The organism is Micromonospora sp. NBC_01796, from assembly GCF_035917455.1.
Taxonomy (GTDB): domain Bacteria; phylum Actinomycetota; class Actinomycetes; order Mycobacteriales; family Micromonosporaceae; genus Micromonospora_G.
On record NZ_CP109078.1, the window covers coordinates 8,137,225 to 8,161,091 of the forward strand.

General features: G+C 69.5%; 18 protein-coding genes. 9 read left to right on the forward strand and 9 right to left on the reverse strand.

Features of this window, described 5'->3' with window-relative positions:
• Nucleotides 1-111: 111 nt before the first annotated feature.
• Nucleotides 112-660: a winged helix-turn-helix transcriptional regulator gene (locus OIE47_RS36180; protein ID WP_326559048.1), complete on the reverse strand. Its 549-nt coding sequence runs from the start codon at nucleotides 658-660 to the stop codon at nucleotides 112-114.
• A 157-nt stretch (nucleotides 661-817) separates the two neighbouring features.
• On the opposite strand from OIE47_RS36180, the gene OIE47_RS36185 reads away from it, so the two are divergent.
• The gene (locus OIE47_RS36185; RefSeq protein WP_326559049.1) at nucleotides 818-1,123 is read left to right on the forward strand and encodes a putative quinol monooxygenase; all 306 of its coding nucleotides are present in this window, start codon (nucleotides 818-820) and stop codon (nucleotides 1,121-1,123) included.
• A 76-nt stretch (nucleotides 1,124-1,199) separates the two neighbouring features.
• On the opposite strand, the gene OIE47_RS36190 is transcribed toward OIE47_RS36185, so the two are convergent.
• The 4 genes from OIE47_RS36190 to OIE47_RS36205 all read right to left on the reverse strand — a co-directional run bounded on the left by OIE47_RS36190 (nucleotide 1,200) and on the right by OIE47_RS36205 (nucleotide 6,922).
• Complete coding sequence (locus tag OIE47_RS36190; protein ID WP_326559050.1) at nucleotides 1,200-3,227, reverse strand: ABC transporter ATP-binding protein; 2,028 nt, start codon at nucleotides 3,225-3,227, stop codon at nucleotides 1,200-1,202.
• A gap of 38 nt (nucleotides 3,228-3,265) precedes the next feature.
• Nucleotides 3,266-4,999, reverse strand: coding sequence for an ABC transporter ATP-binding protein (locus OIE47_RS36195; RefSeq protein WP_326559051.1), 1,734 nt, complete (start codon nucleotides 4,997-4,999; stop codon nucleotides 3,266-3,268).
• A 34-nt stretch (nucleotides 5,000-5,033) separates the two neighbouring features.
• Nucleotides 5,034-5,690: a TetR/AcrR family transcriptional regulator gene (locus tag OIE47_RS36200; RefSeq protein ID WP_326559052.1), complete on the reverse strand. Its 657-nt coding sequence runs from the start codon at nucleotides 5,688-5,690 to the stop codon at nucleotides 5,034-5,036.
• A 182-nt stretch (nucleotides 5,691-5,872) separates the two neighbouring features.
• Nucleotides 5,873-6,922 (reverse strand): iron-siderophore ABC transporter substrate-binding protein, encoded by a 1,050-nt coding sequence (locus OIE47_RS36205; RefSeq protein ID WP_326559053.1) that lies wholly within the window; start codon nucleotides 6,920-6,922, stop codon nucleotides 5,873-5,875.
• A gap of 232 nt (nucleotides 6,923-7,154) precedes the next feature.
• Here OIE47_RS36205 and OIE47_RS36210 point away from each other — a divergent pair, with 232 nt between their 5' ends.
• From OIE47_RS36210 to OIE47_RS36240, 7 genes are all read left to right on the forward strand, one after another.
• Complete coding sequence (locus OIE47_RS36210) at nucleotides 7,155-8,108, forward strand: FecCD family ABC transporter permease (protein ID WP_442792203.1); 954 nt, start codon at nucleotides 7,155-7,157, stop codon at nucleotides 8,106-8,108.
• On the forward strand, nucleotides 8,105-9,139 hold the full coding sequence (locus OIE47_RS36215) for a FecCD family ABC transporter permease (protein ID WP_326559055.1): 1,035 nt from the start codon (nucleotides 8,105-8,107) through the stop codon (nucleotides 9,137-9,139). The genes OIE47_RS36210 and OIE47_RS36215 overlap by 4 nt, the downstream gene beginning before the upstream one ends.
• Nucleotides 9,140-9,542: 403 nt before the next feature.
• Nucleotides 9,543-11,906 (forward strand): M14 family zinc carboxypeptidase, encoded by a 2,364-nt coding sequence (locus OIE47_RS36220; RefSeq protein WP_326559056.1) that lies wholly within the window; start codon nucleotides 9,543-9,545, stop codon nucleotides 11,904-11,906.
• Between the two features lie 231 nt (nucleotides 11,907-12,137).
• A complete protein-coding gene (locus tag OIE47_RS36225) occupies nucleotides 12,138-13,412 on the forward strand; it encodes a YibE/F family protein (RefSeq protein ID WP_326559057.1) in 1,275 nt (424 codons plus the stop codon).
• Nucleotides 13,413-13,463: 51 nt separating this feature from the next.
• Entirely contained in the window at nucleotides 13,464-15,422 is a 1,959-nt protein-coding gene (locus tag OIE47_RS36230; protein WP_326559058.1) for a hypothetical protein, read from the forward strand.
• Between the two features lie 223 nt (nucleotides 15,423-15,645).
• A complete protein-coding gene (locus tag OIE47_RS36235; RefSeq protein ID WP_326559059.1) occupies nucleotides 15,646-17,058 on the forward strand; it encodes an OFA family MFS transporter in 1,413 nt (470 codons plus the stop codon).
• Nucleotides 17,055-17,192 (forward strand): MFS transporter small subunit, encoded by a 138-nt coding sequence (locus tag OIE47_RS36240; RefSeq protein WP_326559060.1) that lies wholly within the window; start codon nucleotides 17,055-17,057, stop codon nucleotides 17,190-17,192. The genes OIE47_RS36235 and OIE47_RS36240 overlap by 4 nt, the downstream gene beginning before the upstream one ends.
• A 64-nt stretch (nucleotides 17,193-17,256) precedes the next feature.
• Here OIE47_RS36240 and OIE47_RS36245 read toward each other — a convergent pair whose 3' ends face one another.
• The 3 genes from OIE47_RS36245 to OIE47_RS36255 are packed head-to-tail and all read right to left on the reverse strand — an operon-like array spanning nucleotide 17,257 to nucleotide 21,336.
• Nucleotides 17,257-18,333 (reverse strand): amidohydrolase family protein, encoded by a 1,077-nt coding sequence (locus OIE47_RS36245; protein WP_326559061.1) that lies wholly within the window; start codon nucleotides 18,331-18,333, stop codon nucleotides 17,257-17,259.
• A gap of 10 nt (nucleotides 18,334-18,343) precedes the next feature.
• Nucleotides 18,344-19,852: a hypothetical protein gene (locus OIE47_RS36250; protein WP_326559062.1), complete on the reverse strand. Its 1,509-nt coding sequence runs from the start codon at nucleotides 19,850-19,852 to the stop codon at nucleotides 18,344-18,346.
• Complete coding sequence (locus tag OIE47_RS36255) at nucleotides 19,849-21,336, reverse strand: NAD(P)/FAD-dependent oxidoreductase (RefSeq protein WP_326559063.1); 1,488 nt, start codon at nucleotides 21,334-21,336, stop codon at nucleotides 19,849-19,851. The genes OIE47_RS36250 and OIE47_RS36255 overlap by 4 nt, the downstream gene beginning before the upstream one ends.
• Before the next feature lie 327 nt (nucleotides 21,337-21,663).
• Here OIE47_RS36255 and ypfJ point away from each other — a divergent pair, with 327 nt between their 5' ends.
• On the forward strand, nucleotides 21,664-22,563 hold the full coding sequence (gene ypfJ, locus OIE47_RS36260) for a KPN_02809 family neutral zinc metallopeptidase (RefSeq protein WP_326559064.1): 900 nt from the start codon (nucleotides 21,664-21,666) through the stop codon (nucleotides 22,561-22,563).
• A 98-nt stretch (nucleotides 22,564-22,661) separates the two neighbouring features.
• On the opposite strand, the gene OIE47_RS36265 is transcribed toward ypfJ, so the two are convergent.
• Entirely contained in the window at nucleotides 22,662-23,849 is a 1,188-nt protein-coding gene (locus OIE47_RS36265) for a carbohydrate-binding protein (protein WP_326559065.1), read from the reverse strand.
• Nucleotides 23,850-23,867: the final 18 nt, after the last annotated feature.

Here is a 23,867-nt window from a genome sequence, read left to right on the forward strand (position 1 = left end):
CCGCCCGGGACATCCCACCGATCGAGCCCGGCACGGCAGCACGATCCGGACACGGGCGAGAAAGGAACCGACACGGGAACTCGGCCGGTCGAGCTCCCTCGTCGTGCCGAGTTAGCTTTCGCTGGCCCGGGGTATGCGCGTGGTCATGATCGGTTCAAGGAGTCGTCGCGGCGTGTTGATCGCCCTGGACACCGGATCGTGGACGGGGTCCGTGCGGTCGAAGCCGGGTCCGGGTTCGACCCGGATCTCCGGGACCGGGACGACCACACCGCATTCCTGGCAGCGTCCCTCGTGGTCGAGCGGACCTCGGTCCTGATCGTGGCTGAGGGTGCGTTTCACTCCCGCCGGGGAGTAGAACTCGTCCCCCCAGTTCATCAGCCCGTGGACGATCGGCCACAGTGCGATGCCCTTGGTGGTCAGCCGGTACTCGACGGTTCCGGCCACTTCATCGTCACGGGTGAGCACACCCTCCTGCACGAGGGACTTCAGCCGGCTGGTCAGGATCGCGCGGGGAATCCCGAGTTGGGTGGCGAAGTCGCCGAAACGGCGTACCCCGTAGAACGCGTCGCGGACGATGAGAAGGGTCCAGCGCTCCCCGATCACCTCCAACGTTCGCGCGAGCGAGCAGTTGCGGTCCGCGTAGGTGCTGGGGAGAGGCATGTTCCCACCCTACCTCACTAGTTCAACCATTGAACCGTGCGCGTGCTACGGTGAACCAGTTCAACCACTGAACCGGTTCGGGCTCACCCTGCGGTGATGGCACCAGGCCCGGTCGGTGACGTGTCCTGGCATCAGATCAAGCTAGAGAGGCTGCCTCATGTACCAGTTCCTCGTTTCCTTCACCGTCCAGCCGGAGCACCGCGACGACTTCGTCCGGGTCGCCAAGAAGACCGGGCGTGACTCCCTCGCCAACGAGCCCGGCTCCCGTCGGTTCGAGGTCCTCGCGGACGAGGAGAACCCGAACGTCTTCTACCTGAACGAGGCCTACGCGGACGCCGACGCCTTCAACGCCCACGCCAGCGGTCCCTACTTCAGCGCGTTCTTCGCCGAGGCCAGCACCTACGCCGAAGGCCCGACGTGGCTCATGAAGGGAAACCTCGTCGGCGAAGAGGTCACCGCCTAGGCCACGACCGGCGGCGACCCGCGATCACCGCGGGCCGCCGCCTCGGATCGACACGACCCGTCGACCGGGAACAGCGCTAGCGCTGCCGCAACATCGCGCCGGCGGGACCCGCCGGTGCCGGTACGGCCTCGTCCACCTCGACCGCCGGCTGCGAGAACTGCGCGTGGTAGAGCCGGTGGTACGCCCCCTCCACGGCCAGCAGCTCCGCATGGGTGCCCTGCTCGACGATCCGACCGCTCTCCATCACCAGGATCAGGTGCGCGTCCCGGATGGTCGACAGCCGGTGCGCGATCACGAAACTGGTCCGGTCCGAGCGCAGCGCGGCCATCGCCCGCTGCAACAACACCTCCGTACGGGTGTCCACCGAACTCGTCGCCTCGTCCAGGATCAGCAACGACGGGTTGGACAGGAACGCGCGGGCGATCGTGATGAGCTGCTTCTCACCGGCGCTGACGTTGCTCCCCTCCTCGTCGATCACCGTGTCGTAACCGTCGGGGAGGCTGCGTACGAACCGGTCGACGAAGGTCGCCCTGGCCGCCGCGAGGATCTCCTCCTCGCTCGCCTCCGGATTGCCGTACGCGATGTTCTGCCGGATCGTGCCGCCGAACAACCAGGTGTCCTGGAGCACCATGCCGATCTCGGAGCGCAGCGTGTCCCGACTCAGGTCGGTGAGATCGACCCCGTCCAGGGTGATCCGGCCACCGTCCAGCTCGTAGAAGCGCATGACCAGGTTGACCAGCGTGGTCTTGCCCGCACCGGTGGGTCCGACGATCGCCACCGTGTGACCCGGCTCGGCCACCAACGACAGGTCCTCGATCAGCGGCTTGTCGTGCTCGTACCGGAAGGAGACCCGTTCGAACTCGACCCGGCCGTGCCGGTCGGTGAGCGGGGTCGGTCGCACCGGGTCGGGGCTCTGCTCCTCGGCGTCGAGAAGGTCGAAGACCCGCTCCGCCGAGGCGACCCCGGACTGGAGCAGGTTCGCCATCGACGCCACCTGGGTCAGCGGCTGGGTGAACTGCCGCGAGTACTGGATGAACGCCTGGACGTCACCGAGGCTCATCGCGCCCGAGGCGACCCGGAGGCCGCCGATCACCGCGATCGCCACGTAGCTCAGGTTCCCGATGAACATCATCGACGGCATGATGATGCCGGAGACGAACTGGGCGCCGAAGCTCGCCTTGAACAGCTCGTCGTTCTTCGCGGCGAAGGACGCCTCGATCTCGCGCTGCCGGCCGAACACCTTGACCAGCTCGTGGCCGGTGAACGCCTCCTCGATCTGGCCGTTCAGCGCCCCGGTGTGCTTCCACTGGGCGACGAACTGCTTCTGCGACCGCTTGGCGATCTGCTTGGTCACCCAGACCGACAACGGCACCGCGACCAGCGCGACCACCGCCAGCAGGGGCGAGATCACGAACATCATGACCACCACGCCGACCACGGTCAGCAGTGAGGTGAGCAACTGGCTCAGCGTCTGCTGCAGGCTCGTCGAGATGTTGTCGATGTCGTTGGTCACCCGGCTGAGCAGTTCACCCCGGGGCTGCTTGTCGAAGTACGGCAGCGGCAACCGGTTGAGCTTGTCCTCGACGTCGGACCGGAGCCGGCGGATGGTCCGCTGCACCACCCCGTTGAGGATGTAGCCGGCCAGCCAGGAGAGCAGGCTGGCACCGGCGAAGAGGATCATCACCAGCAGGAGCACCCGGCCGAGCCGGTCGAAGTCGATGCCCACCCCGGGCACCACGTTCGCCTTGGCGATGATGTCGGCGAACGAGTCGTTGCCGGCCGCCCGTGCCCCCTCGACCGCCTGCTCGGTGGTCGTCCCCGGCGGCAACTGCTTGCCGATCACGCCGGAGAAGATGATGTCGGTGGCGTGGCCGAGGATCTTCGGACCGATGACGCTGAGGCTCACGCTGGCGATCACGAGCGTGATCACCCCGATGAGCTGCAACCGGTGCGGCCGCAGCCGACCCATCAGCCGCTTGGCCGAGGGCAGGAAGTTCATCGACTTCTCGGCCGGCATGCCCGCGCCCATCCAGGGCGGGCCGCCGCCGCGCCGTCCGGCCTCGGGCAGCCGGGCCGGCGCGGTACCGGTGGTCTTCTGGCTCATCCCCGTACTCCGTGTCTGGTCTGGTGCCGGCTGGCTGGTCACGCGACCGCCGCCACGCTGAGCTGGGATTCCACGATCTCGGCGTACGTGGGGCAGGTGTCGATCAGTTCCTGGTGGCGGCCGACCCCGACGATCGCCCCGTCCTCCAGGACGATGATCCGGTCGGCGTCGACGATGGTCGAAACCCGCTGCGCCACGATCACCACGGCGGCGTCCGAGGTGACCGGCCGCAGTGCGGCCCGCAGCCGGGCGTCGGTGCCGAGGTCGAGCGCGGAGAACGAGTCGTCGAAGAGGTAGATCTCCGGCTTGCGGACCAGCGCGCGGGCGATCGCCAGCCGTTGTCGCTGGCCACCGGAGAGGTTCGTCCCGCCCTGGGCGATCGGTGCCTCCAGTCCCTCCGGCAGCGCCTCGACGAAGTCGCGGGCCTGTGCGATCTCCAGGCTGGTCCAGAGGTCGTCGTCGGTCGCGTCCGGGTTGCCGTAGCGCAGGTTGCTCGCGATGGTGCCGGAGAACAGGTACGGGCGCTGGGGCACCAACCCGATCCGCTGCCACAGGATGTCCGGCGAGAGTTCGCGTACGTCGACGCCGTCCACCAGCACGGTGCCGCCGGTCGCGTCGAAGAGTCGGGGCACCAGGCCGAGCAGGGTGGTCTTGCCCGCTCCGGTGCTGCCGATGATCGCCGTGGTCTGGCCGGCGTGGGCTCGGAACGAGATGTCCCGCAGGACCGGGGCCGCCGCACCCGGGTACTGGAACTGGACGTCGCGCAGTTCGAGTTCGCCGTGGGTGGTGACCTCGGTGACCGGTTGCGGTGGCGGGACGACCGAGGAGTCGGTGTCGAGCACCTCGACGATCCGCTCGGCGCAGACCGCGGCGCGCGGCACCATCATCAGCATGAAGGTCGCCATCATGACCGACATCAGGGTCAGCATCAGGTAGCTCAGGAAGGCGGTCAGCGCGCCGATCTGGATCTGGCCCGCGTCGATCCGGGAGGCCCCGAACCAGAGCACCGCGACGCTGGAGGCGTTGAGCACCAGCATCACGATCGGGAAGATCAGTGCCATCAGCCGGCCCGTACGCAGCGCGGTCGCGGTCAGGTCGGCGTTGGCGGTGTCGAACCGGCGGGTCTCGTACGGCTCCCGGACGAACGCGCGGACGACCCGGATGCCGGTGATCTGCTCGCGCAGCACCCGGTTGACCGTGTCGATCCGGGTCTGCATCAGCCGGAACTGGGGCACCATCTTGCGGATGATCAGCCCGATGGACAGCACCAGCACCGGTACGCAGACGACCATCAGCCAGGAGAGGCCGATGTCCTCGCGCATCGCCATGATCACACCGCCGACGCAGGTGATCGGAGCCGCGACGAGCAGGGTGCAGCTCACCACGACCAGCATCTGCACCTGTTGCACGTCGTTGGTGTTCCGCGTGATCAGCGATGGTGCGCCGAACTGGCCGACCTCGCGGGCGGAGAAGCTCATCACCCGGCCGAAGATCGCCGTGCGTACGTCCCGGCCGAAACTCATCGCGGTCCGGGCGCCGAAATAGACGGCCGCGATCGAGCAGGCGATCTGTACGCCGCTGACCAGCAGCATCCAGCCGCCGGTGTGCAGGATGTAGCCGGTGTCGCCCCGGGCGATGCCCTTGTCGATGATGTCGGCGTTGAGGCTCGGCAGGTAGAGCGAGGCCATGGTGCCGACGAGTTGCAGCAGCACCACGTAGGTGAGCGGTCGTCGGTACGGCTGCAGGTAGGTACGGAGTAGACGAGTCAGCATCGGTGACCCCCCGAATCAGAGATGCGGCGGCCGGTCATGACGGATCCGGCTGGTGTTGGCGAACGCCATCGAGCAGTACGGACACGATCTGCTCCGCGGTCATCGGATCACCATCGGTGATCATGGGATGGGAGCCGGAGAAGGCCAGCAGCCGGAGTAGCCGGGCCACCTCCCCCACGGTGAAACGAAACTGGTCACCGTCTGGTTCGACAATCCGGGCGATCTCGGCCTGGATCCGCTCGTTGGTCGACCGGACCGTGGCGCGGTGGGCCTCCCGGTCGGGCGGCTGGCTGTGCGGGCCGAGGGCGGTGACGAGGTTGATCACCCTGAGCAGCCGCCGTTGGATGATTCCGGTCGCCTCGACCAGCCGTTCGCGTAGCGGCAGGGTCGAATCGACCTTGGCGAACTCCGTCCAGTCAGGCTCCGGGTCCAGCGCGGCGGCGACCGTCGCCTCGATGAGGGCCCGTTTGTCCGGGAAGACACGGAAGATCGTCCCCTCGGCGACGCCCGCGGCCTCGGCGATCTGCCGGGTGGTGACCTTGGTGCCGTACTCGCCGACCAGCGGCAGCGTGGCGGCGATCAACGCGGCGCGGCGCTCGTCCGGTGGCAGCGGCCGGGCTCGACCGGAGCCGGGACCGCACTGTGGCGGTTGGCCCGGCTCGGACGAGATCCCGCTCGGGGAGGTGTTCACGGGGCGACCTTAACTGAGTGAGCAACTCACTCACAAATGAAATGGCACTCACTCAGGGTCGGAACCGCCCCGATTCCGACCCGGAGCCGCCCGGCCCACCGGGACCCTGCTGTCACCGGGCAGTCTGGCGCAAAGGGAAGCACATCTCGAAGCAATTAATTCGGATGAAAGATGCCAAAAGCTCAGCTCCCGAGGCTGGTACGGAGCTGGTCCAGCACCAACCGGGCAGCGGTCGGGCCGGCGTTCAGGTACCAGGGGTCGTCGTCGACCGCGACCGCCCGCTTCGCCACGACCGCCTCGAGGGTCGGCCAGATCGGCGCCCGGGTAAGCGCATCGGCCTTCGCCGCGCCGCCCTGCACCCCGTAGAACAGCCAGTCCGCGTCCGCCAGGTCGAGCTGCTCGTTGCTGATGTCCTGGGAGGTCTTGTCGAACTGCTGGCTCTTCGGCCGGGCCAGGCCGGCGTCCTCGGCGATGCTGCCGGTGAACGAGGCAACCCCGAAGATCCGGGTCCGGTCGCCGTTGACCCTCAGGAACGAGACCGTCGCCGACTTGCCCAGCGACCGGCCGAGCCCGGCGGCGTCGGTGTGGAAGGTGTCCAGGATCCCCTGCGCCTGCGCGGACCGCCCGGCCGCCGCCGCGATCAGCAGGAAGTCCTGCTTCCAGTTCACCCCGGTGCCCTCGGTCACCACCGTCGGCGCGATCGCGGACGCCGCCTTGTACACGTCGCCCTTGAGGACCGAGGAGTTCATCAGGATCAGGTCCGGCTTGACCTGCGCCACCGCCTCCAGGTTCGGCTCGCCCCGACCGCCGACGTCGCTGATCTGCGCGACCTGCGCGGCGTACTGGGGGAAGGCGGTGGTCAGGTAGGCGGGCACCAGGGCGGCGTCGTCACCACGGGTGGCGGCAACCGGGACGACCCCCAGGGTCAGCAACCCGTCGAGCTGCCCGGTGGAGAGCACCACGACCCTGGCCGGCTGCCGGGGGACGGTGGTGCTGCCGGCGAAATGCCCGACCGTACGGGGAAAGACGCCGTCGGCCGCGTCACTGCCCATCCCGGCGGGGACCGTACGGGGTGCGGTGAAGGTGGTCGGCGCAGCCGCCGGGGCAGCGCTGTCCGCCGTCGCCTCCGAATCGGGCGAACCGGCGCAACCGGCGGCCAGAGCAACGGCGACAACTCCGGAAAGGGCGGCGAGCGAAAGGGCACGGGCCCGCTTGCGAGTGCTGGAATTCATCAAGATCACCAGGTTAGCTTAGCCTAACCTCGGCCCGTGATATTTTCTGGCCGTGCCCCCTGACCTCAGCAGATACCCGGGCGCCGGCACGGCGACTCCCCACCGGGCCGACATCGACGGGACCGTGCCACCGAGCCGGCCGCCCGCTCCACGGCCGCCGGAACCGGTCGCCGGAGGGTCGTCACGACGACTCTGGAGCGGCCGGATCGCGGGGCTGCTCGTCGCCGTCGCGGTGCTCGTCCTGCTGGTGACGGTGAGCGTGGCGCTGGGCTCCCGGACGATCGCCCTGCCGGACGTCTGGCGCGTGCTCTGGCATCCCGACGGCAGCCGGGACTCCATCGTGGTCTGGCAGCTACGGATGCCCCGTACGATGCTCGGGGTCGCGGTCGGCGCGGCGCTCGGACTCGCCGGCGCCGTGATGCAGGCCCTGACCAACAACCCGCTGGCCGATCCGGGCATCCTCGGGGTCAACGCCGGCGCCGCCTTCGCGGTGGTGACCGCGATCGCCGTCTTCGGAGTCACCCAGGTCACCGGCTACGTCTGGTTCGCGTTCCTCGGCGCGGCACTGGCCGCCCTGGTGGTGTTCGGCCTCGGCGGGCGAAGTGCCGGACCCGCCGGTCAGATCCGGCTCGTACTGGCCGGCGCCGCACTCTCGGCCAGCCTCGGCGCCTGCACCGGCATCATCACCATGTTCAACTCCACCGCCTTCGACTCCTACCGGTTCTGGGTGGTCGGCTCGCTGGACAGCCGCGACGCGCAGACCCTCGGCCGGATCGCACCGTTCCTGGCCGTCGGTGTGCTGCTCGCCCTCACCCTGCCCCGGCAACTCAACGCGATGGCACTCGGCGAGGACGTCGGCCGGTCACTCGGCGTGCCGGCGGTACGGATGCGCCTGGTCGCCTTCACCTCGGTCACCCTGCTCTGCGGCGCGGCCACCGCCGCCGCCGGCCCGATCGGGTTCGTCGGGCTGGTGATCCCGCACGCCGTACGGCTGGTCGTGGGAGTCGACCAACGGTGGGTGCTGCCGTACTCGCTGCTCACCGCGCCGATCCTGGTCCTGGGCAGCGACATCCTCGGCCGGGTGGTGGCCCGGCCCGGCGAACTCGAGGTCGGCATCGTCACCGCGTTCGTCGGCGCCCCGGTGCTGCTGGGACTGGTCATGCGCCGCCGGGCCGGTCGAGCGTGACCGCGCCCCGGGTGCTCCGCGGCCCCGGCCGGATCGCGATCCGCTACCACCGGCGGTCCGCCGCCACGGTCGCGGCGCTGCTGCTCGCCTGCGCGGCGATCTGGGCCGTCACCATGGCCACCGGCGAGTACGCGCTCGACCCGGCCCAGGTGTGGCACGTCCTCACCGGCGGCGGGGACCGCACCAGCCGCCTGATCGTGCTCGACCTGCGGCTGCCCCGTGCCGTCGCCGCACTCCTGGTCGGCACGGCGCTGGGGCTGTCCGGCGCCATCTTCCAGAGCCTGTCCCGCAACCCGCTCGGCAGCCCGGACATCATCGGCTTCACCACCGGATCGGCCAGCGGTGCCCTGGTGGTGATCCTGGTCGTCGGCGAGACCTCCGGCACCCTGGTCCTCGGTACGCTCCTCGGCGGGTTCGCCACCGCCATCGCCGTCTACATGCTCGCGTACGCACAGGGCATCCACGGGCAACGGCTGATCCTGGTCGGCATCGGGATCGGCGCCATGCTCGCCTCGGTGAACGACTACCTGCTCACCCGGGCCGAACTGGAACAGGCGCAGGCGGCCAAGACCTGGCTCTTCGGCAGTCTCAACGCCATCGCCTGGCGAAACGTCGTACCGCTGGCGGTCGCGCTGGCCGTACTGGTGCCCGTCACCATGGTTCTCGGGCCCCGGCTGCGTGCCCTGGAACTCGGCGACGACATCGCCGCCGGACTCGGCGTACCGGTCAACCGGAGCCGGCTGATGCTGCTGCTGTGCGGCGTGACGCTGGCCGCCGCCGCCATCACCGCAGCCGGCCCGATCGGCTTCCTGGCCCTGGCCGCGCCTCAACTGGCCCGCCGGCTGACCCGAGCGCCGAGCATGCCGCTGATTCCCTCGGCGATGATGGGCGCGCTGCTCCTGCTCGGTGCGGACCTGCTCGCCCAGCGGGCCCTGGCCCCGTTCCAGATCCCGGTCGGCCTGGTCACCGGGGCGCTGGGCGGCGGCTATCTCATGTGGCTGCTCACCCGCACATCCACCCGGCGGCCGTAAGTACGTCTTTCCACTGTGGATGACCCTAGGTGATCAAGCGCGCGGTCACGCAGAGGTGTCCTGGCCCGGTGGCAGCGGTCCCCGGCCGCCACGCAGGCCCGTACGCCGGGATGATCCTCAGCCGGTACGGGTGGCACCTTCGGATGATCTATGGTCCCGCGCACGGACACCTCGGTACCGACGATCGGCCGCTGGCCAGAAATTGATCAATCGGCGAGCCATCAATGAATCTTGACAACCGATGCGAGGCACAACACACTTCGGCCAACTGCGTGATCTTCCCGTACCGCCCCGGTAATCGACCTGCCGTGGGCGGTTTCCGTGCACGCCTCGACCGGAGGAACCTCTCATGAGGAGTATCAGAAAACCGGCCAGAGTCAGTCGGCTGGTAGCACTACTCACCGTGCCCGCAGCCCTCGTCCTGGGCGCCCTGCCCAGCCTCGCCAACTCCGCCGACAACGGACAGGTGGAGCCGACCCGGAAGTCCAGCACCGAGCAGAACGGCGTCGCGCTCATGCGCATCGTCGCCGCCGACAAGGGTGAGGTCGACAAGCTCGCCGACCTCGGGGTCGACCTCGTCGAGTACAGCAAGCCGCTGGACAACGGCATCGAGGTGCACGCCGTGCTGAGCCCGGAGGAGACCGAGGCCCTGCGTGGCCTGGGCTTCGACGTCCAGGGCAAGATCTCCGACCAGGACGACTACCGGGCCAACGTGGCCGAGCGCAAGGCCGCGATCGCGGCCACCGAGGCGCTGGCGCTCGAAGCCGACTCGCTCACCGTGCTGCGGGCGGAGTGGTTCACCAGCCTCGACGGCAACCGCTTCCTCTCGTTCGAGATCAAGTCCGACGCGGGCGCCGACTCCGCCACCGTGATCAGCGCGAGCTGGGACACCGGCATGAACACCCCGCCGGCCTCCGGTGGCACCGCCACCATGTCCCGGTTCACCGATGCCGGCGAGTACATGTACCACCGGTTCACCTCCCCGCTGGCGCTGAACACCCCCGAGCCGAACAAGGTGACCTTCACCAGCAGCAAGGGCGGCACCGTCAAGGCTTCGGTGACCCAGTGGCTGGGCAAGCCGAAGGAGGCGCCGGGCGAGCACTACGTGTCGGACTTCGTCGACCACTACATGGACCCGACGGAGATCACCGAGCGGATCACCGGGCTCGCGGCCGAGTTCCCGAACATCACGCAGATCATCGACCTGCCGAACCTGACCAACGGGTACCGTCGCCAGGCGCAGGCCCAGTTCGGCACCGCGGCGGCGAGCACCTTCTACGTCACCACCAAGGCGTGGGGGCACGAGGGCGGTAACGACACCACCGTGTCGCTGGTGAACCCGGGTGCGGCCAACCAGTCGCTGACCGTACTGGTCGCCGGCAAGACCGTGATGGTCTCGCTGGCCACCGACGCCGCCGGGGCCCCGAGCAGCACCGCCGCCCAGGTGGTGGCCGCGCTGAACGCGGACGCCGCCGCCTCCGCCCTGCTGACCGCGAGCACCTACCGCGGCAACGCCGGCACCGGCCTGGTCGCCGCCGCCGGGGTGACCCGGCTCAGCGACAACCTCCAGGCACCGGCGAGCATCTCCCGCGAGCCGTTCCAGATGAAGGCGCTGCGGATCGGCCGGGCCAAGGACGGCTCCAAGCCGGGCGTGTACCTCTACTGCCAGCAGCACGCGCGGGAGTGGGTCACCCCGATCACCTGTCTGGAGACCGCCGAGCGGCTGCTGCGCAACTACGAGCGGGACACCAAGACCCGCAACCTGGTCAACGGTCTGGACATCTTCATCCTGCCGGTGGTCAACCCGGACGGCGCGCACTACAGCATGTACGACTTCAACTCGCAGCGTAAGAACATGACCAACCACTGCCCCGTGAACGCCGCCGACCCGGCCAACCGCAACTCCTGGGGCGTCGACCTGAACCGCAACCAGAACGCCGGTTCGCTGTTCGACGGCTACAACGGTGCGTCGTCGAGCTGCACCAGCGGCACCTACGCCGGCCCGAGCGAGCAGTCCGAGCCGGAGGCCAAGAACGAGGACTGGCTGATCAACACGTACCCGAACATCAAGTTCTCGATGAACACCCACTCGTACGGTGGGTACTTCATGTGGGCGCCGGGTGCGTACAAGACCGCCGGTCGTGAGGTGCTCCCCCGGACCGACTTCGGTACCGAGAACTACTTCTGGAACGCCTCGTCGAAGATCCTCAACGCGGTCCAGTCCCACCGGGGTACGGCGATCTGGCCGGGTCGTACCGGTCCGACCACCGACGTGCTCTACTCGGCGGCCGGTAACAGCGCCGACGCGCACTGGTACAACAAGGGCATCATCGCCTGGAACTTCGAGGTCGGTGCGGACAAGTACAACCCGGCCACCAACCGTTGGGACGCGGTCGGTTTCCAGCCGGACTTCAGCGAGGGTCACGAGGAGGCCATGGAGTTCTCCAGCGGCCAGATCGCGATCCTCGAGGTGGCCAAGGCGTACGCGGCGGACAAGTCCAAGCCGACGGCCGAGCTGGTCGTGAAGAGCAAGGGCGCCGGTACGACCGACTTCACCTTCACCACCAGTGAGGCGGCGAACGTCTACTACACCCTGGACGGCAGCGAGCCGACCACGTCGTCGCTGAAGCTCGGCTTCGCCGGTTACCGGGAGGGTCCGGAGCGGATCACCATCACCGCGAAGACCACCGTCCGCTGGCTAACCGTCGACATCGCCGGCAACACAGGCACGGTGCAGGAAAAGACCCTGAACGTCCCCAAGAGCTAACCCCTCACCACCCCCGTGTGGCCGCCGCCCCTCCCAGGCCGGCGGCCACACCCCAACCACCCGACCAACCGCGTTGATCATGAAGTTAGCAACCTCCCAGGGCCCTCCAGGCGTCGCTAACTTCATGATCAACGCGGTTGGCGGCGGGACCTGAGCAGGATGGCGGAGTTGTAGATGCATTTGCATGGACGGGTGGGAGAGGCGGGGGCTGCGGGGGCGCCGGGGCGGCGGGTGTTTGTGCTGCTTGCGGTGGTGCTTGCGCCGTTGGCGGTGTTGACACTGGTCGGGCTGGTGCTGCTCTGGCCGGGGGGCAAGCAGGTGTCGGGTGCGAGTCCCGGCACCGCGGGGCGCGACCTCAGCCATCCGGAGGCGACGGTCCAGACCGTCGCACCGTACGAGTGCCCGGCGCCCGGACAACGTACCGGCCCCGAATCCGGTCCCCGCATGGTCACCTGCGCCACCGTGCAGGCACGACTGGAGACCGGTCCGGAACGCGACGGCATCGTGACCGTGGAGGTGCCGGCGGAGTCGTACCGCAGCGGGCTCGAACCCGGCGACCGGATCAAGGTCGTACGGGTCTTCAACCACCAGACCGGCCCGGCCATGTACGCCTTCTACGACTTCGCCCGTACCGTCCCGATCGGCATCCTCGCGGCGGTGTTCGCGCTGCTCGTCGTCGCGGTAGCCAGGATGCGGGGGCTGAAGGCACTGATCGGGCTCGGCGTCGCGTACCTGGTCATCGTCAAGTTCATGCTGCCCGCGCTACTGGTTGGCGAGTCCGGCCTGCTGGTCGGCCTGGTCGGCGCCGCGGCGATCATGTTCGTCGTCCTCTACCTGGCGCACGGCTTCTCCGCGCGCACCACCACCGCGCTGGTCGGAACCCTGTTCGGGCTGCTGGCCACGGCCGGGATCGGGCTGTGGGCGGCGGGCGCGGCGCACCTGACCGGGCTCGGTGACGCGGACGGAGTCGCACTTGCCGTCTACAACGGACAGGTAGACCTCTCCGGGATCGTGCTCTGCGGCATCATCGTGGCCGGGCTGGGCGTGCTCAACGACGTCACGATCACCCAGTCGTCGGCGGTCTGGGAGCTGCACCAGCTCGCCCCGGACCGATCGGCCCGCAAGCTGTTCACCAGCGCCATGCAGATCGGCCGTGACCACATCGCGTCGACCGTCTACACGATCGCGTTCGCCTACGCCGGCGCCGCGTTGCCGATCATGCTGCTGATCAACGCGTACGACCGGCCGGTGCTCGCCGTACTGACCAGTGCGCAGATCGCCGAGGAGATCGTCCGTACGCTGGTCGCCTCGATCGGCCTGGTGCTGGCGATTCCGCTGACCACGGCGGTGGCGGTGGCCGTGGTGAAGGCGGTCGGACACCCCGGTCCCCCGGCACCACTGCCGGCACTCCCCGACGACGACAGGAACGACGGCGGCGACAGCGACGCCGGGGAGGTCGCCGAGGATTCGGGGCGGAGCAGGGCGGAGGTCACCAGCCAGGGGTGAGGTACGGGCGGCGGGAACCGGCCGTCGGAGCGCTCGGGTACGGTGACCACCGTGCTAAGTGGACTGGACGACGTCGCCTGGGATGAGCTCGACCACGCCTACGGGGAGGCGACGGACGTACCCGGGCTCCTGCGTGATCTCGCCGGGGGTGACGACGACGCGCTCGGGGAGCTGTTCGGCACGATCTGGCACCAGGGCACCGTGTACGAGGCCACCGCGTACGCCGTGCCGTTCCTGGTCGAGTTGCTCGACGCCCCGGGCACCGACACCACCGGCCTGTTGACCCTGCTGGCGGCCATCGCCCAGGGCACCTCGTACGCCGAGGTCCACCAGGACTACGAACCCGCCTCGATCCGGGACAGTCCGGAGCTGTCCGCCCGGATCGAACGGGAGCTGGAGTGGACCCGGGCCGCCCGAAAGGCGGTGGCCGAGGGCGCGCCGACCTACCTGCGGCTGCTCACCTCGGCACCGGAGGAGGAGGTGCGCAGCCATGCCGCGTACACCCTGCGGGCCTGCGTCGAGGGGACCGATCCGGCCGCGACGACGATCCTGCACCGGATCGAGGCGGAGGAGAGCCCGGTCGTCCGGGCCGCGCTGATCCTGGCCTCCGGTGGGCTGGAGACCGCCACCCCGCCGCTGATCACCGGTTGGCTCGCCGACCCGGCCGCCCCGCCCCGACTGGCGGCGGCGCTGGTGGCCGTTCACCTGGCGACCGGTTCCTCCGTTCCGCTGCCCGACGGCGTCGCCGAGGTGCTGGAACGCGACACCCCGTTGTCGCTCGACGCCCTGTCGACACTGCCGTGGAGCGCGCTCGGCGACGACCCGCTCCGGTGGGTGATCGAGCAGCTCGACGACCAGTGGGACCTGCGGATCCGGCTGCTGCGCGGCTGGATGGGGCACGACAGCGCCGACGTACGCAAGGGCGCGGTGTTCGCGGCCGAGCACCCGATCCTGATCTGGCGGCCGGCTGCGGCCGAACTCGGGCCGGCGCTGGCGGCCCGGCTGTCCGACCCGGACCGTGACGTCCGGTACTGGGCGGCCAGCCTGCTGGCGGACTCCGGCCACGCCGCCGTGACCGCCACGGACGAGCTGTGGGCGCTGGTGACCAGGGAACCGGTCCGGCACAACGAGCCGGCCGCCTTCGCACTCGCCGCGCTGTGCCGGTTGCACGATCCCCGCGCCGCGACCTACCTCGCCGAACGGCTCGCCGCCGACCCGGTGGACCTGTCCGGGCTGGACGCGGCCATCACCGCGATCGGACCGTGGGCCGACGCCTGCCGCGCACCGCTGCTCCGGCTCGTCCCGCTGGCACCGGCCGGGAACACCCGGATCGGGCTGATCGACGCGTTGGGTCGGCTGTACGCCGGCACCGACAACCCGGCCGCCGAGATCGTCCCGTTGCTCCGCCAGGAGTGCGCGACCCATCCGCACATCGCGACCCGGGTCCTCGGCGACCTCGGCCCGGACGCGGTCGACGCGTTGCCCGACCTGTATCCGATGCTGACGCACGACGAGCCGTTCGTCCGGGTCAACGCGGTCCGTGCGATCTGGCGGATCGGGGGCGACCCGGCCCCGCTGCTCCCGGTGCTTCGGGAGATCATCGAGACCGGCGGCCGGGCCGAGCGCGTCCACGCGCTCGAACTGCTCCCCGAGTTTGGGCCGGCCGCGCTGGCCCTGTCCGACCTGCTGCCCCCCTTGTTCGGGGCCGATGACGACTGGCTCTCGGTGCGGTCGGCGATCGCCTACTGGCACCTGACCGGCGACCCGGCAACGGTGGTGCCGGCACTGCTGCCCCACCTGCGTACGGGACCGCACGGACGTGCCGCGCTGCGGTGCCTGGCCGATATCGGACCTGCGGCGGGTGCCGCCATTCCGGTTCTCCGTGAGGAGGCGGCCGAGGAGCGGCACGGGCCGACCGGCGGCGGTTCCCCGACCGACGGCGACGAGGAGGACTGGCCCACGGCGTGCGCCAGAACGCTCGCGCTCATCGACGTCGCGCCGGTGAACTAGCGGGACGTACCGACAGCGAACCGGTGGAGCGGGCGGCGTCCTGGACGTACGGGTGCCGCTCGGCTCACCGGTCGGACCGCCCGTCGCGCAGAAGATCACGTTCGGCGTCACCGGGTCCGGCCAGCGGTACGGTTCCGGGCGGTATGCGGAGGAATCATCGGGGTCGGCGTAGGTAGCCGCCCGACGTGGAACCCCGCACGGTGACTCGGAAATGAGGTGTCACGTGCCATTTCTGTCGGCGCTCGACCGCGCTCGCACCGTCGCACCACCCGGCTACAGTCGCTGGCTCATCCCTCCCGCCGCGCTCTCGGTCCACCTGTGCATCGGGCAGGCGTACGCGACGAGTGTCTACAAGAACTCGTTGATCACCCACTTCGACACCAGCCAGACCGCGATCGGCATCATCTTCAGCATCGCCATCGTGATGCTCGGCCTGTCCGCGGCGGTCGGCGGGACGTGGGTCGAGGCGAACGGGCCGCGCAAGGCCATGTTCGTCTCCGCGTGCTTCTGGGCCGCGGGTTTCCTGGTCGGCGCCCTCGGCATCGCGACCACGCAGCTCTGGCTGGTCTATCTCGGCTACGGTCTGCTCGGCGGGATCGGGCTCGGGATCGGCTACATCTCGCCGGTGTCCACTCTGATCAAGTGGTTCCCGGACCGTCCGGGTCTGGCCACCGGCCTGGCCATCATGGGCTTCGGTGGCGGGGCGCTGCTGGCCAGTCCGCTGTCCCGGCAGCTCCTCTCGTTCTACGACCCCGACTACAACCCGGCCAACGCCAGCTCGGTCGCCTCCGGTGGCGCCCTGGTCGGGCTCTTCCTGACCCTCGGGATCGGCTACTTCGTCATCATGATGTTCGGCGTGGTCAACGTCCGGATTCCGGCGCCGGGTTGGCGACCGGCCGGCTTCGATCCGGGTACGGTGGCCGCCCGGCCGCTGGTGACCACGGCAAGCGTGTCGGCCGCCAACGCGGTGCGTACGCGGTCGTTCTGGCTGCTCTGGGTGGTGCTGTTCTGCAACGTCACCGCCGGCATCGGAATCCTCGAACAGGCCAGTCCGATGATCCAGGACTTCTTCCGGGAGAACGGGGTCTCCACGGTCGCGGTGGCGGCGGCCGGCGGATTCGTCGGGCTGCTGTCGTTGTTCAACATGGCCGGGCGGTTCGTCTGGTCGTCCACCTCGGACCTGATCGGGCGCAAGCCGATCTACCTGCTCTACCTCGGTGGTGGCATGGTGCTCTACGCCCTGCTCGCCGCCGTCGGGCACGCCTCGACCGCGCTCTTCGTACTGCTCGCCTGCGTCATCCTGTCGTTCTACGGCGGTGGTTTCGCGACCGTCCCGGCCTACCTGCGGGACCTGTTCGGCACGTTCCAGGTCGGCGCGATCCACGGTCGGCTGCTGACCGCCTGGTCCGCCGCCGGTGTCGCCGGCCCGCTGATCATCAACGGTTTCCTCGACGCCCAGGGCAAGCCCGGCACGCTGACCGCCGAGGCGTACCGGCCCGCGCTGTTCACCATGGTCGGCGTACTCGCGATCGGGTTCGTGGCGAACCTGCTCATCCGCCCGGTGCCGGAACGGTTCCACGAGGCCGCCGGACCCACCACCGATGTCCCCGTCGAGGAGAAGGAGCCGAGCCGATGACCGGGAACGAGAACCACCCGACGGTCGGCCGGCAGCGACTGCGCCTCTGGGCGTCCTGGTTGCTCGTCGTCGTCCTGCTCGGCTACGGGGTGGTGCAGACCGCGCGTACCGCGGTGAATCTCTTCACCCACTGAGCGGCGGCCCGGCCGCTCGGTCCGGCGCTGGTGGACGGCGTGACCTCATGCCGTCCACCAGCGCTCAATCGACGACGGCCGGGGCCGGTCGGTCGACGGTGGCCGGGGTGCTAGCCGCCGGGGGCGGGAGGGCGTCGCCGAACAGGGCCAGGGCGTTCCGCTCGCAGATCGCGTCCCGGACCGCCGGGGACACCCCGAGCCGGTCGACCAGGTCGAGGATGGCACCGGGCTCGGTGTGCGGCAACGGCGGCGAGTCGGTGCCGAACAGCACCCGGTCCGGGCCGAAGGTCCGCAGCGCCAGGTCGATCGCGGTGGCGCTGGGTGTGGCGGTGTCGACCCAGATCCGGCGCAGGTAGCTGCTGGGTGGCTTGGCGAGTGCGGTCAGCCGGCGCATCAACCGGGGCGGGCCCGGTGGGCCGCCTGGTCCGCCGGCACCGCTGGGTCCGCCGGGACCGGATGCTGCCGGGCCGGCGTCCCAGTGGCTCGGTGCCATGATCCGGTCCAGCTTCTCGGCGAGCAGCCCGAGCGCGCCACCGGCGGTCGGGCCGATCAGCTTCAGCCCAGGAAAACGGTCCAGCCAGCCCGCGAGCACGCAGCAGGCCAGCCCGATCGTGACGTCGCTGAACCGACCCAACTGCTCGATCAGCAAGAGGTGGTCCAGGCCCGCACCGGCCGCCGGCATCGCGGGCGGATGCAGCAGTACGGGTACGTCAGCCTCCGCCGCGAGCGCGAAGAAGTCCTCCGCCTCTGGGGCGTCCAGGTAGCGGCCGGCGACGCTGGTGTTGGCGATCAGCCCGACGAACTGCGGTTCGCGTACGGTCTGGGCGACCCGGGCCAGGTGTGCGGCGCCGCCGAACGGGTTGACGTACACGTAGGCCCGCAGCCGCTCCGGGTGCTGGTCGACCAGTCCAGCCAGCCAGGCGTCGTGCCGAACCAGGTCGCTCTCGCTCTGCGCGTAGTTGTCGACCCCGGCCACCGGCACCATCGCACCACCACCGACGGGGCTGCCGATGATGGTGGTCCGTACGCCACGAGCCAGCTTTCCGGAGATCATCTCCTCGACCTGCCCGAGCGTACGGGGCATCGGATAGCGTCGCCTGGACTCCGGCGGGCTGATGTGTCCGTGCACGTCGATCGTCACACGGTCAGCGTTATCCGGCTGGCGTCACCGTACCGTCACCATCCGTGCCGTCAGTGGCGGTGACCGGTGTCGGCGTACGGCGGACCTGCCGGAACCGGCGCCAGGCCAGCGCGGCCCCGATCAGCGCGAGTGGTAGCGACGGCACGGTGTAGCGGGGGTCGATCGCCGACGTGGCGACGCTCCCGACGACCATGCCGAACGCCAGCGCCACCCACGCCAGCGGGTCGAGATTGTCCCGCCAGGTCGAGGCGCGGGGGCGGTAGAACGCCAGGACCAGCGCCAACAGGAAGCAGAGCGCGACCACGGTCGTCGGCACGGTCGCCACCGCCGAATAGCGGTGCAGCGGGCCCATCAGCGGATGGTCGTAGTCGCCGGCGAGACCGGCGAACCGGCGCGCGGCCGGGTTCTCCGGTGCCAGGTACGGCACGCAGGTCCCGTCGCCGCTGGCCGGGAAGTCCCAGATGCTCGCCACGCAGGCGACCCGTTCGTTCGGGTACGGGCCCGGCCGGACCGCCCGCCACGTCTCCAGCGCGACCGTGGCCAGGTAGTCCCCGGGCTGGCCGAGGATCGCCTTGGTGGCGAAGGAGCCGAACACCGCGTCCGGCATCTCCACCCACTCCTCCTTGCTCCCGTCACCCCACAGGTACAGGTCCGGCGGAAGTCGCTGGCCGAGTGGCTGGTCGGGGCAGAGCCGGCGCTCCTCGGCGGTCAGGTCGAGCTGTTCGCAGTCGACGAAGGTCATCGTCCGGGACCAGAGGAAACGGGAGCCGTAGGTGCCGAACGAGTACTGGCCGTGGTAGCTCTGGTACCAGACCAGGTAACCGCCGAGGGCGATCACGACAACCGCGACGAAGGCACCCGTACGGCGCCAGTTCACCCGGCGCAACAGCAGGTAGAGGACCGGGACCGCGAGTGCGGCCAGACCGATCGAGCGGCTGAGGGCAGCCCAGGAGAACGCCCCGCCGGCCACCAGCACACCCACCCAGCCGGGGGTCTGCCGCCAGGTCAACGCCAGCATTCCGATCAGGACCAGGCTGGTGAACAGCGTCTCGGCGAGCAGGAAGTGCTCGACGGAGACCGTACGGGCGTCCAGCAGCAGCGGGGTCACGGCGAGCGTGGACACCAGCCGGGACACGCCACGGCGTTGCAGGAAGGCGTAACCGGCGACGACCATCGCGAGTCCCATGAGGTGCTGGATCGCGATGATCCGGCGGACCGAGTGCAGGTCCACCAGCAGGCTGAGGAAAAAGCTGTAGCCGTACGGGCGGACGGTGCCGGGCTGGTGCGAGTAGGCCAGCCCCAGGTAACTCTGACTGTCCCCCTGGTACCAGAGGGCCGGGTTGTAACCGACCATGACCAGCACCCGCAGGGCGCCGCCGACCACCAGGAGCAGCACCAGCACCCAGTGCCGGCGGAGCAGGTGGCCGGCGTCGCCGGGCACTCGCCCCAACCGGTCCGTCGTCCAGCCTCGCAGGCGTTGCATTCGCGGGGCGGGCGGGGGCGGGGCGAGGGTGGTCACCGAGCCGGCTGCTTCGGCAGTACGGGCGCGGCCCGACCGGTGCCGTGGTCCCCGGAACCCGAACCGGACCCCTTTTCCTCGTGGTACTCCTCCTCGACGTTGACCTGCCACACGTCGTGGGTGGTGCCGTCGAGGATGTTCTCCGCGGTCAGCATCGCGGTAAGCATCGAGTGGTCCTGGTTGTTGTACCGGTGCATGCCGTTGCGGCCGACCGGGTGCACGTTCGGCACCGCCTCGGCCAGCCACCCCCGGATCGTGTCGACGGCGTCCTCGTACCCCTCGTCGTAGACCGGGTACGCCTTCGGCATCCGGACCACGTACCCGGCGCTGACCGCACCCGGTGCAACCAGGCGCAGCCGCTCCAACTCCTCGGTGCCGAGCTTGACGAGGTCGTCGTCGGCCATCTCCCAGAGGTCGTCGCCCTCGTTGACGAAGTACTCCAGGCCCAGGCAGGTGAAACCGTCCTGCACCAGGTACGGCGACCAGGAGCCGAAGTTCTGGATCCGGCCTACCCGTACGCCGGGGGTGTGCACGTAGATCCAGTTGTCCGGGAAGCCGGCGGCCTCGGGCACCACCAGGGCGATGGTGAGGAAGTCGCGGTAGCGCAGCGCGTCGGCGGCGGCCCGTACGTGGTCCGGGGCCGGCGGGTCCATCACCTTGATCAGCTCGGAGATCGGCATGGTCGACACGACGTGGTCGGCCTCGACCCGGCGCTCGTCGTCGGTGTCGGCCACGGTCACGGCGACCGCCCGGCCGTCCTCCCGGTGCACGGTCTTCGCCCAGGTGTTGAGGGTGACAACCCCGCCGGCCTTGGCGACGTGCTCGGCGGCCCGCTCCCACATCATGCCGGGGCCGAACTTCGGGTACTGGAACTCCTCGATCAGGCTGGTGATGTCCTTCTGGTTCCGCTTGGGCATCAGCGCGTTCACCACCGCGTTGGCCAGCGAGAGGTTCTTGATCCGCTGCGCCGCCCAGGTGGCCTGCAACTCGGTCGCGGGGATGCCCCAGAGCTTCTCGGTGTACGTCTTGAAGAAGATCGAGTAGAGCCGCTTGCCGAACCGCGCGGTGACCCAACCCTCGAAGTGGCTCTGGTCCTTCGGCGGCCGGACCTGGGCCCACAGGTACGAGCCGACGCACCGGACCGCCTCGAAGATGCCGAGGTTGCCCAGTGCGTTGCTGGCCTTCAGCGGGTAGTCGAACAGCTTCTCGCGGTAGTGGATCCGGCTCATCCGGGGTCGGAGCAGGAAGTCCTCGTCCGGCAGGATCTCGTGCCAGAGCGCCTCCACCTGGGAGACCTTGGTGAAGAACCGGTGTCCGCCGATGTCGAAGCGCCAGCCCTCACGCTCCACCGTACGGCTGATCCCACCGACCTGGTCGTCGGCCTCGAAGACCTCGACCGAAGCCTGACGTTTGGTCAGCTGGTACGCCGCAGTCAGGCCCGCCGGACCCGCCCCGATGACAACGGTATGAGGGGAACTTGTCATGCGCTGATTCATCACCTTCGACATATTGTCGGCCACCACTCTGCGGCCGTCCGCCACTCATCGCCGACAGGACGGCGTTTTGGCAGCAGGGGGCGCGACGACCATGACGACCGTCACGAAAGGAGGACAAGGACGCGCGGAATCTAGCATGTCGCCGCTCGGTGCGAGGACCGCCTTGATGACCAGGATGTTTCTCCGTGAGGCATCGGCCAGGGATTACCGATCAGGGCGTCGGGGTATCGCACGGCCATCCGGATCCACTCGTTACGGGACCCGGACAGATCCGGATATGTCAGCAAGCGGTATCCCCGTTGAACTGGAGTCTCGATGGAGCTGAACGAAAACGCGGAGATCGACACCAGTCAGGTGGATGACCGGCGTGGGTCCGGCGGATCGGGCGGATCGGGCGGGTTCTCGCTCGGCGGTGGCGGCGGGCTGGTCGGCGTCATCGTCACCGTGCTGGTCGCGCTGGTCGGCGGCGGTTTCGGACTCAACGCGCTGACCGGTGGCGACGAGCAGGGCGACAACACCGCGATCGAGCAGCGGTGCGAGGCTCCCGACGCGTTGCAGCAGCTCGACTGCCGCAACACGCTGTACGTCAACTCCATCCAGAGCTGGTGGCAACGCGCGATGCCGGAGAAGTTCGACAAGCCGTACACCGAGTCGGACACTGTCTTCTTCGAGCAGGCGGTGAACACCGGTTGCGGTGCGGCCGACTCGGGCGTCGGACCGTTCTACTGTCCGGCCGACGATCTGGTCTACATCGACCTTTCCTTCTACCGCCAGTTGGCCGAACAACTCGGCGCGAGTGGCGAGTTCGCCCAGCCCTACGTCCTGGCCCACGAGTACGGACACCACGTGCAGGACCTGCTCGGCACCGAGGCGCAGATGCGCCGGCAGCAGGCCAGCAATCCGGGCCAGGCGAACGAACTGTCGGTGGCGCTCGAACTGCAGGCCGACTGCTATGCGGGCGCCTGGGCGAAGAACGCCACCGGGACCGCCGACGACCGGGGCGAGAAGATCTTCACCAGCATCTCCGACCAGGACATCAAGGAGGGCCTCGACACCGCCGCCGCGATCGGTGACGACGCCATCCAGGAGCGCTCGGGCGGCCAGATCGACGAATCCTCCTTCACCCACGGCAGCTCGGCCCAACGCCAGGAGTGGTTCCGCAAGGGTTACGACACCGGCGACCCCACCGCCTGCGACACCACCACCGGCCGCTAACCCGTCCCCCTTCCCCCGGCGATCTTGCACTTGTGGCGCCCGGATCGGAACACTCATCCGGATTTGTGTGCCACCACAAGTGCAAGATCGTCGAGGTGTCAGCAGCGGCCGAGGTCGCGCCACTGGGCGGTCAGGCCGGGCTCGGAGCCCTGGGTCCACCAGTTGGCCTGCCACAGGCGCCCGTTGTGCTTCACCCGGGCGCCCTCCAGGTAGACGGTCCCCCAGTTCCAGGCCGGAGCGGCGGCACAGTTGGCCGGCGGCGCGGTCGTCGGCGGGGGTGTGGTCGGCGGTCGAGTGGTCGGGGGTGTGGTCGGGGGCCGGGTGGTCGGCGGTGTGGTGGTGCAGGTGCCACCGGCGCCCACCGTGTCGACGTGGTTGGTGCCCGCCGCGCGGTACGCGGTGACCCGGTTCCTCGCCTCGGCGGTGGTGATCACCTCGCGGTCGGCGTAGTAGAGGTAGTCGACCTGCTGGATGTACGTGGCCAGCCCGGTGCCGGTACGCCCCACCAGGTCGATGAACCACAGGTTGAAGTTGATCGACATCGGGGTTTCCGGGTAGTAGCGGTCCCCGTGGTCGGCGACCTGCTGACCGTCGACGAAGTACTTCACCCGGCCGTCGGCGACCGTGAAGTCCAGGTCGTGCCACCCGTTGAAGCTGGCCCGCTGCTCGGTGTGGGTGTTGTCGGCCTGCCACGGCTCGTTCTGGTACGTCTCCCAGGTGGTCTGGTAGAAGATCGGCCCCTGCTCACCCCAACCCCCGTTGGGCAGGTACTCGAAGTCGATCTCGCCGTAGTTCGGGTCGAGGGGTCGGTCCAGCGGGGTGATGGTGAAGAACGTCTCCACCAGGTGGTCGCCGTCCGGTCCGGACTGGGGCGCGTCGGTGAACCGGACCCGGCTGGCGTAGGTGCCCTCGAAGAACTTGCGCTGGTGAAGGAACTCGGCCTGGCTGGTGCCGCCGGCCGTACCGTCGGTCTTGGCGGTCAACTGGAGCACCTTCTGGCCGCCGTCGGTGGGGAAGCTGACGTTCGCCGCCGGCCAGGCCGCGCCGGGCACGCCCGGTCCGCCGGAGTTGGTGCGTACGGTCCAGTTGCGGGCGGCGATCGCCGGGTCCGACGAGGACGAGTAGGCGAAGTCGTCGAAGAGGACGCCGCAGTTGGCGGCGATGGCTGGCGCGGCCGCCGGGGCGGTGCCGGCCGAGGCGGTCGCGGTGAGGCCGGCGAGGGTTCCGGCGGCCAGCACGGCCGCCGCACCGGCCGCGAGACTTCTCACGGTGGGTTTCGTGGACACGGGGTCTCCTCACGGTGG

Coding starts and splice junctions, on each gene's coding strand:
- OIE47_RS36195 (WP_326559051.1), bottom strand. CDS start 4,999: ATGCTGACTCGTCTACTCCGTACCTACCTGCAGCCGTACCGACGACCG.
- OIE47_RS36240 (WP_326559060.1), top strand. CDS start 17,055: ATGACCGGGAACGAGAACCACCCGACGGTCGGCCGGCAGCGACTGCGC.
- OIE47_RS36185 (WP_326559049.1), top strand. CDS start 818: ATGTACCAGTTCCTCGTTTCCTTCACCGTCCAGCCGGAGCACCGCGAC.
- ypfJ (WP_326559064.1), top strand. CDS start 21,664: ATGGAGCTGAACGAAAACGCGGAGATCGACACCAGTCAGGTGGATGAC.
- OIE47_RS36180 (WP_326559048.1), bottom strand. CDS start 660: ATGCCTCTCCCCAGCACCTACGCGGACCGCAACTGCTCGCTCGCGCGA.
- OIE47_RS36255 (WP_326559063.1), bottom strand. CDS start 21,336: ATGACAAGTTCCCCTCATACCGTTGTCATCGGGGCGGGTCCGGCGGGC.
- OIE47_RS36190 (WP_326559050.1), bottom strand. CDS start 3,227: ATGAGCCAGAAGACCACCGGTACCGCGCCGGCCCGGCTGCCCGAGGCC.
- OIE47_RS36205 (WP_326559053.1), bottom strand. CDS start 6,922: ATGAATTCCAGCACTCGCAAGCGGGCCCGTGCCCTTTCGCTCGCCGCC.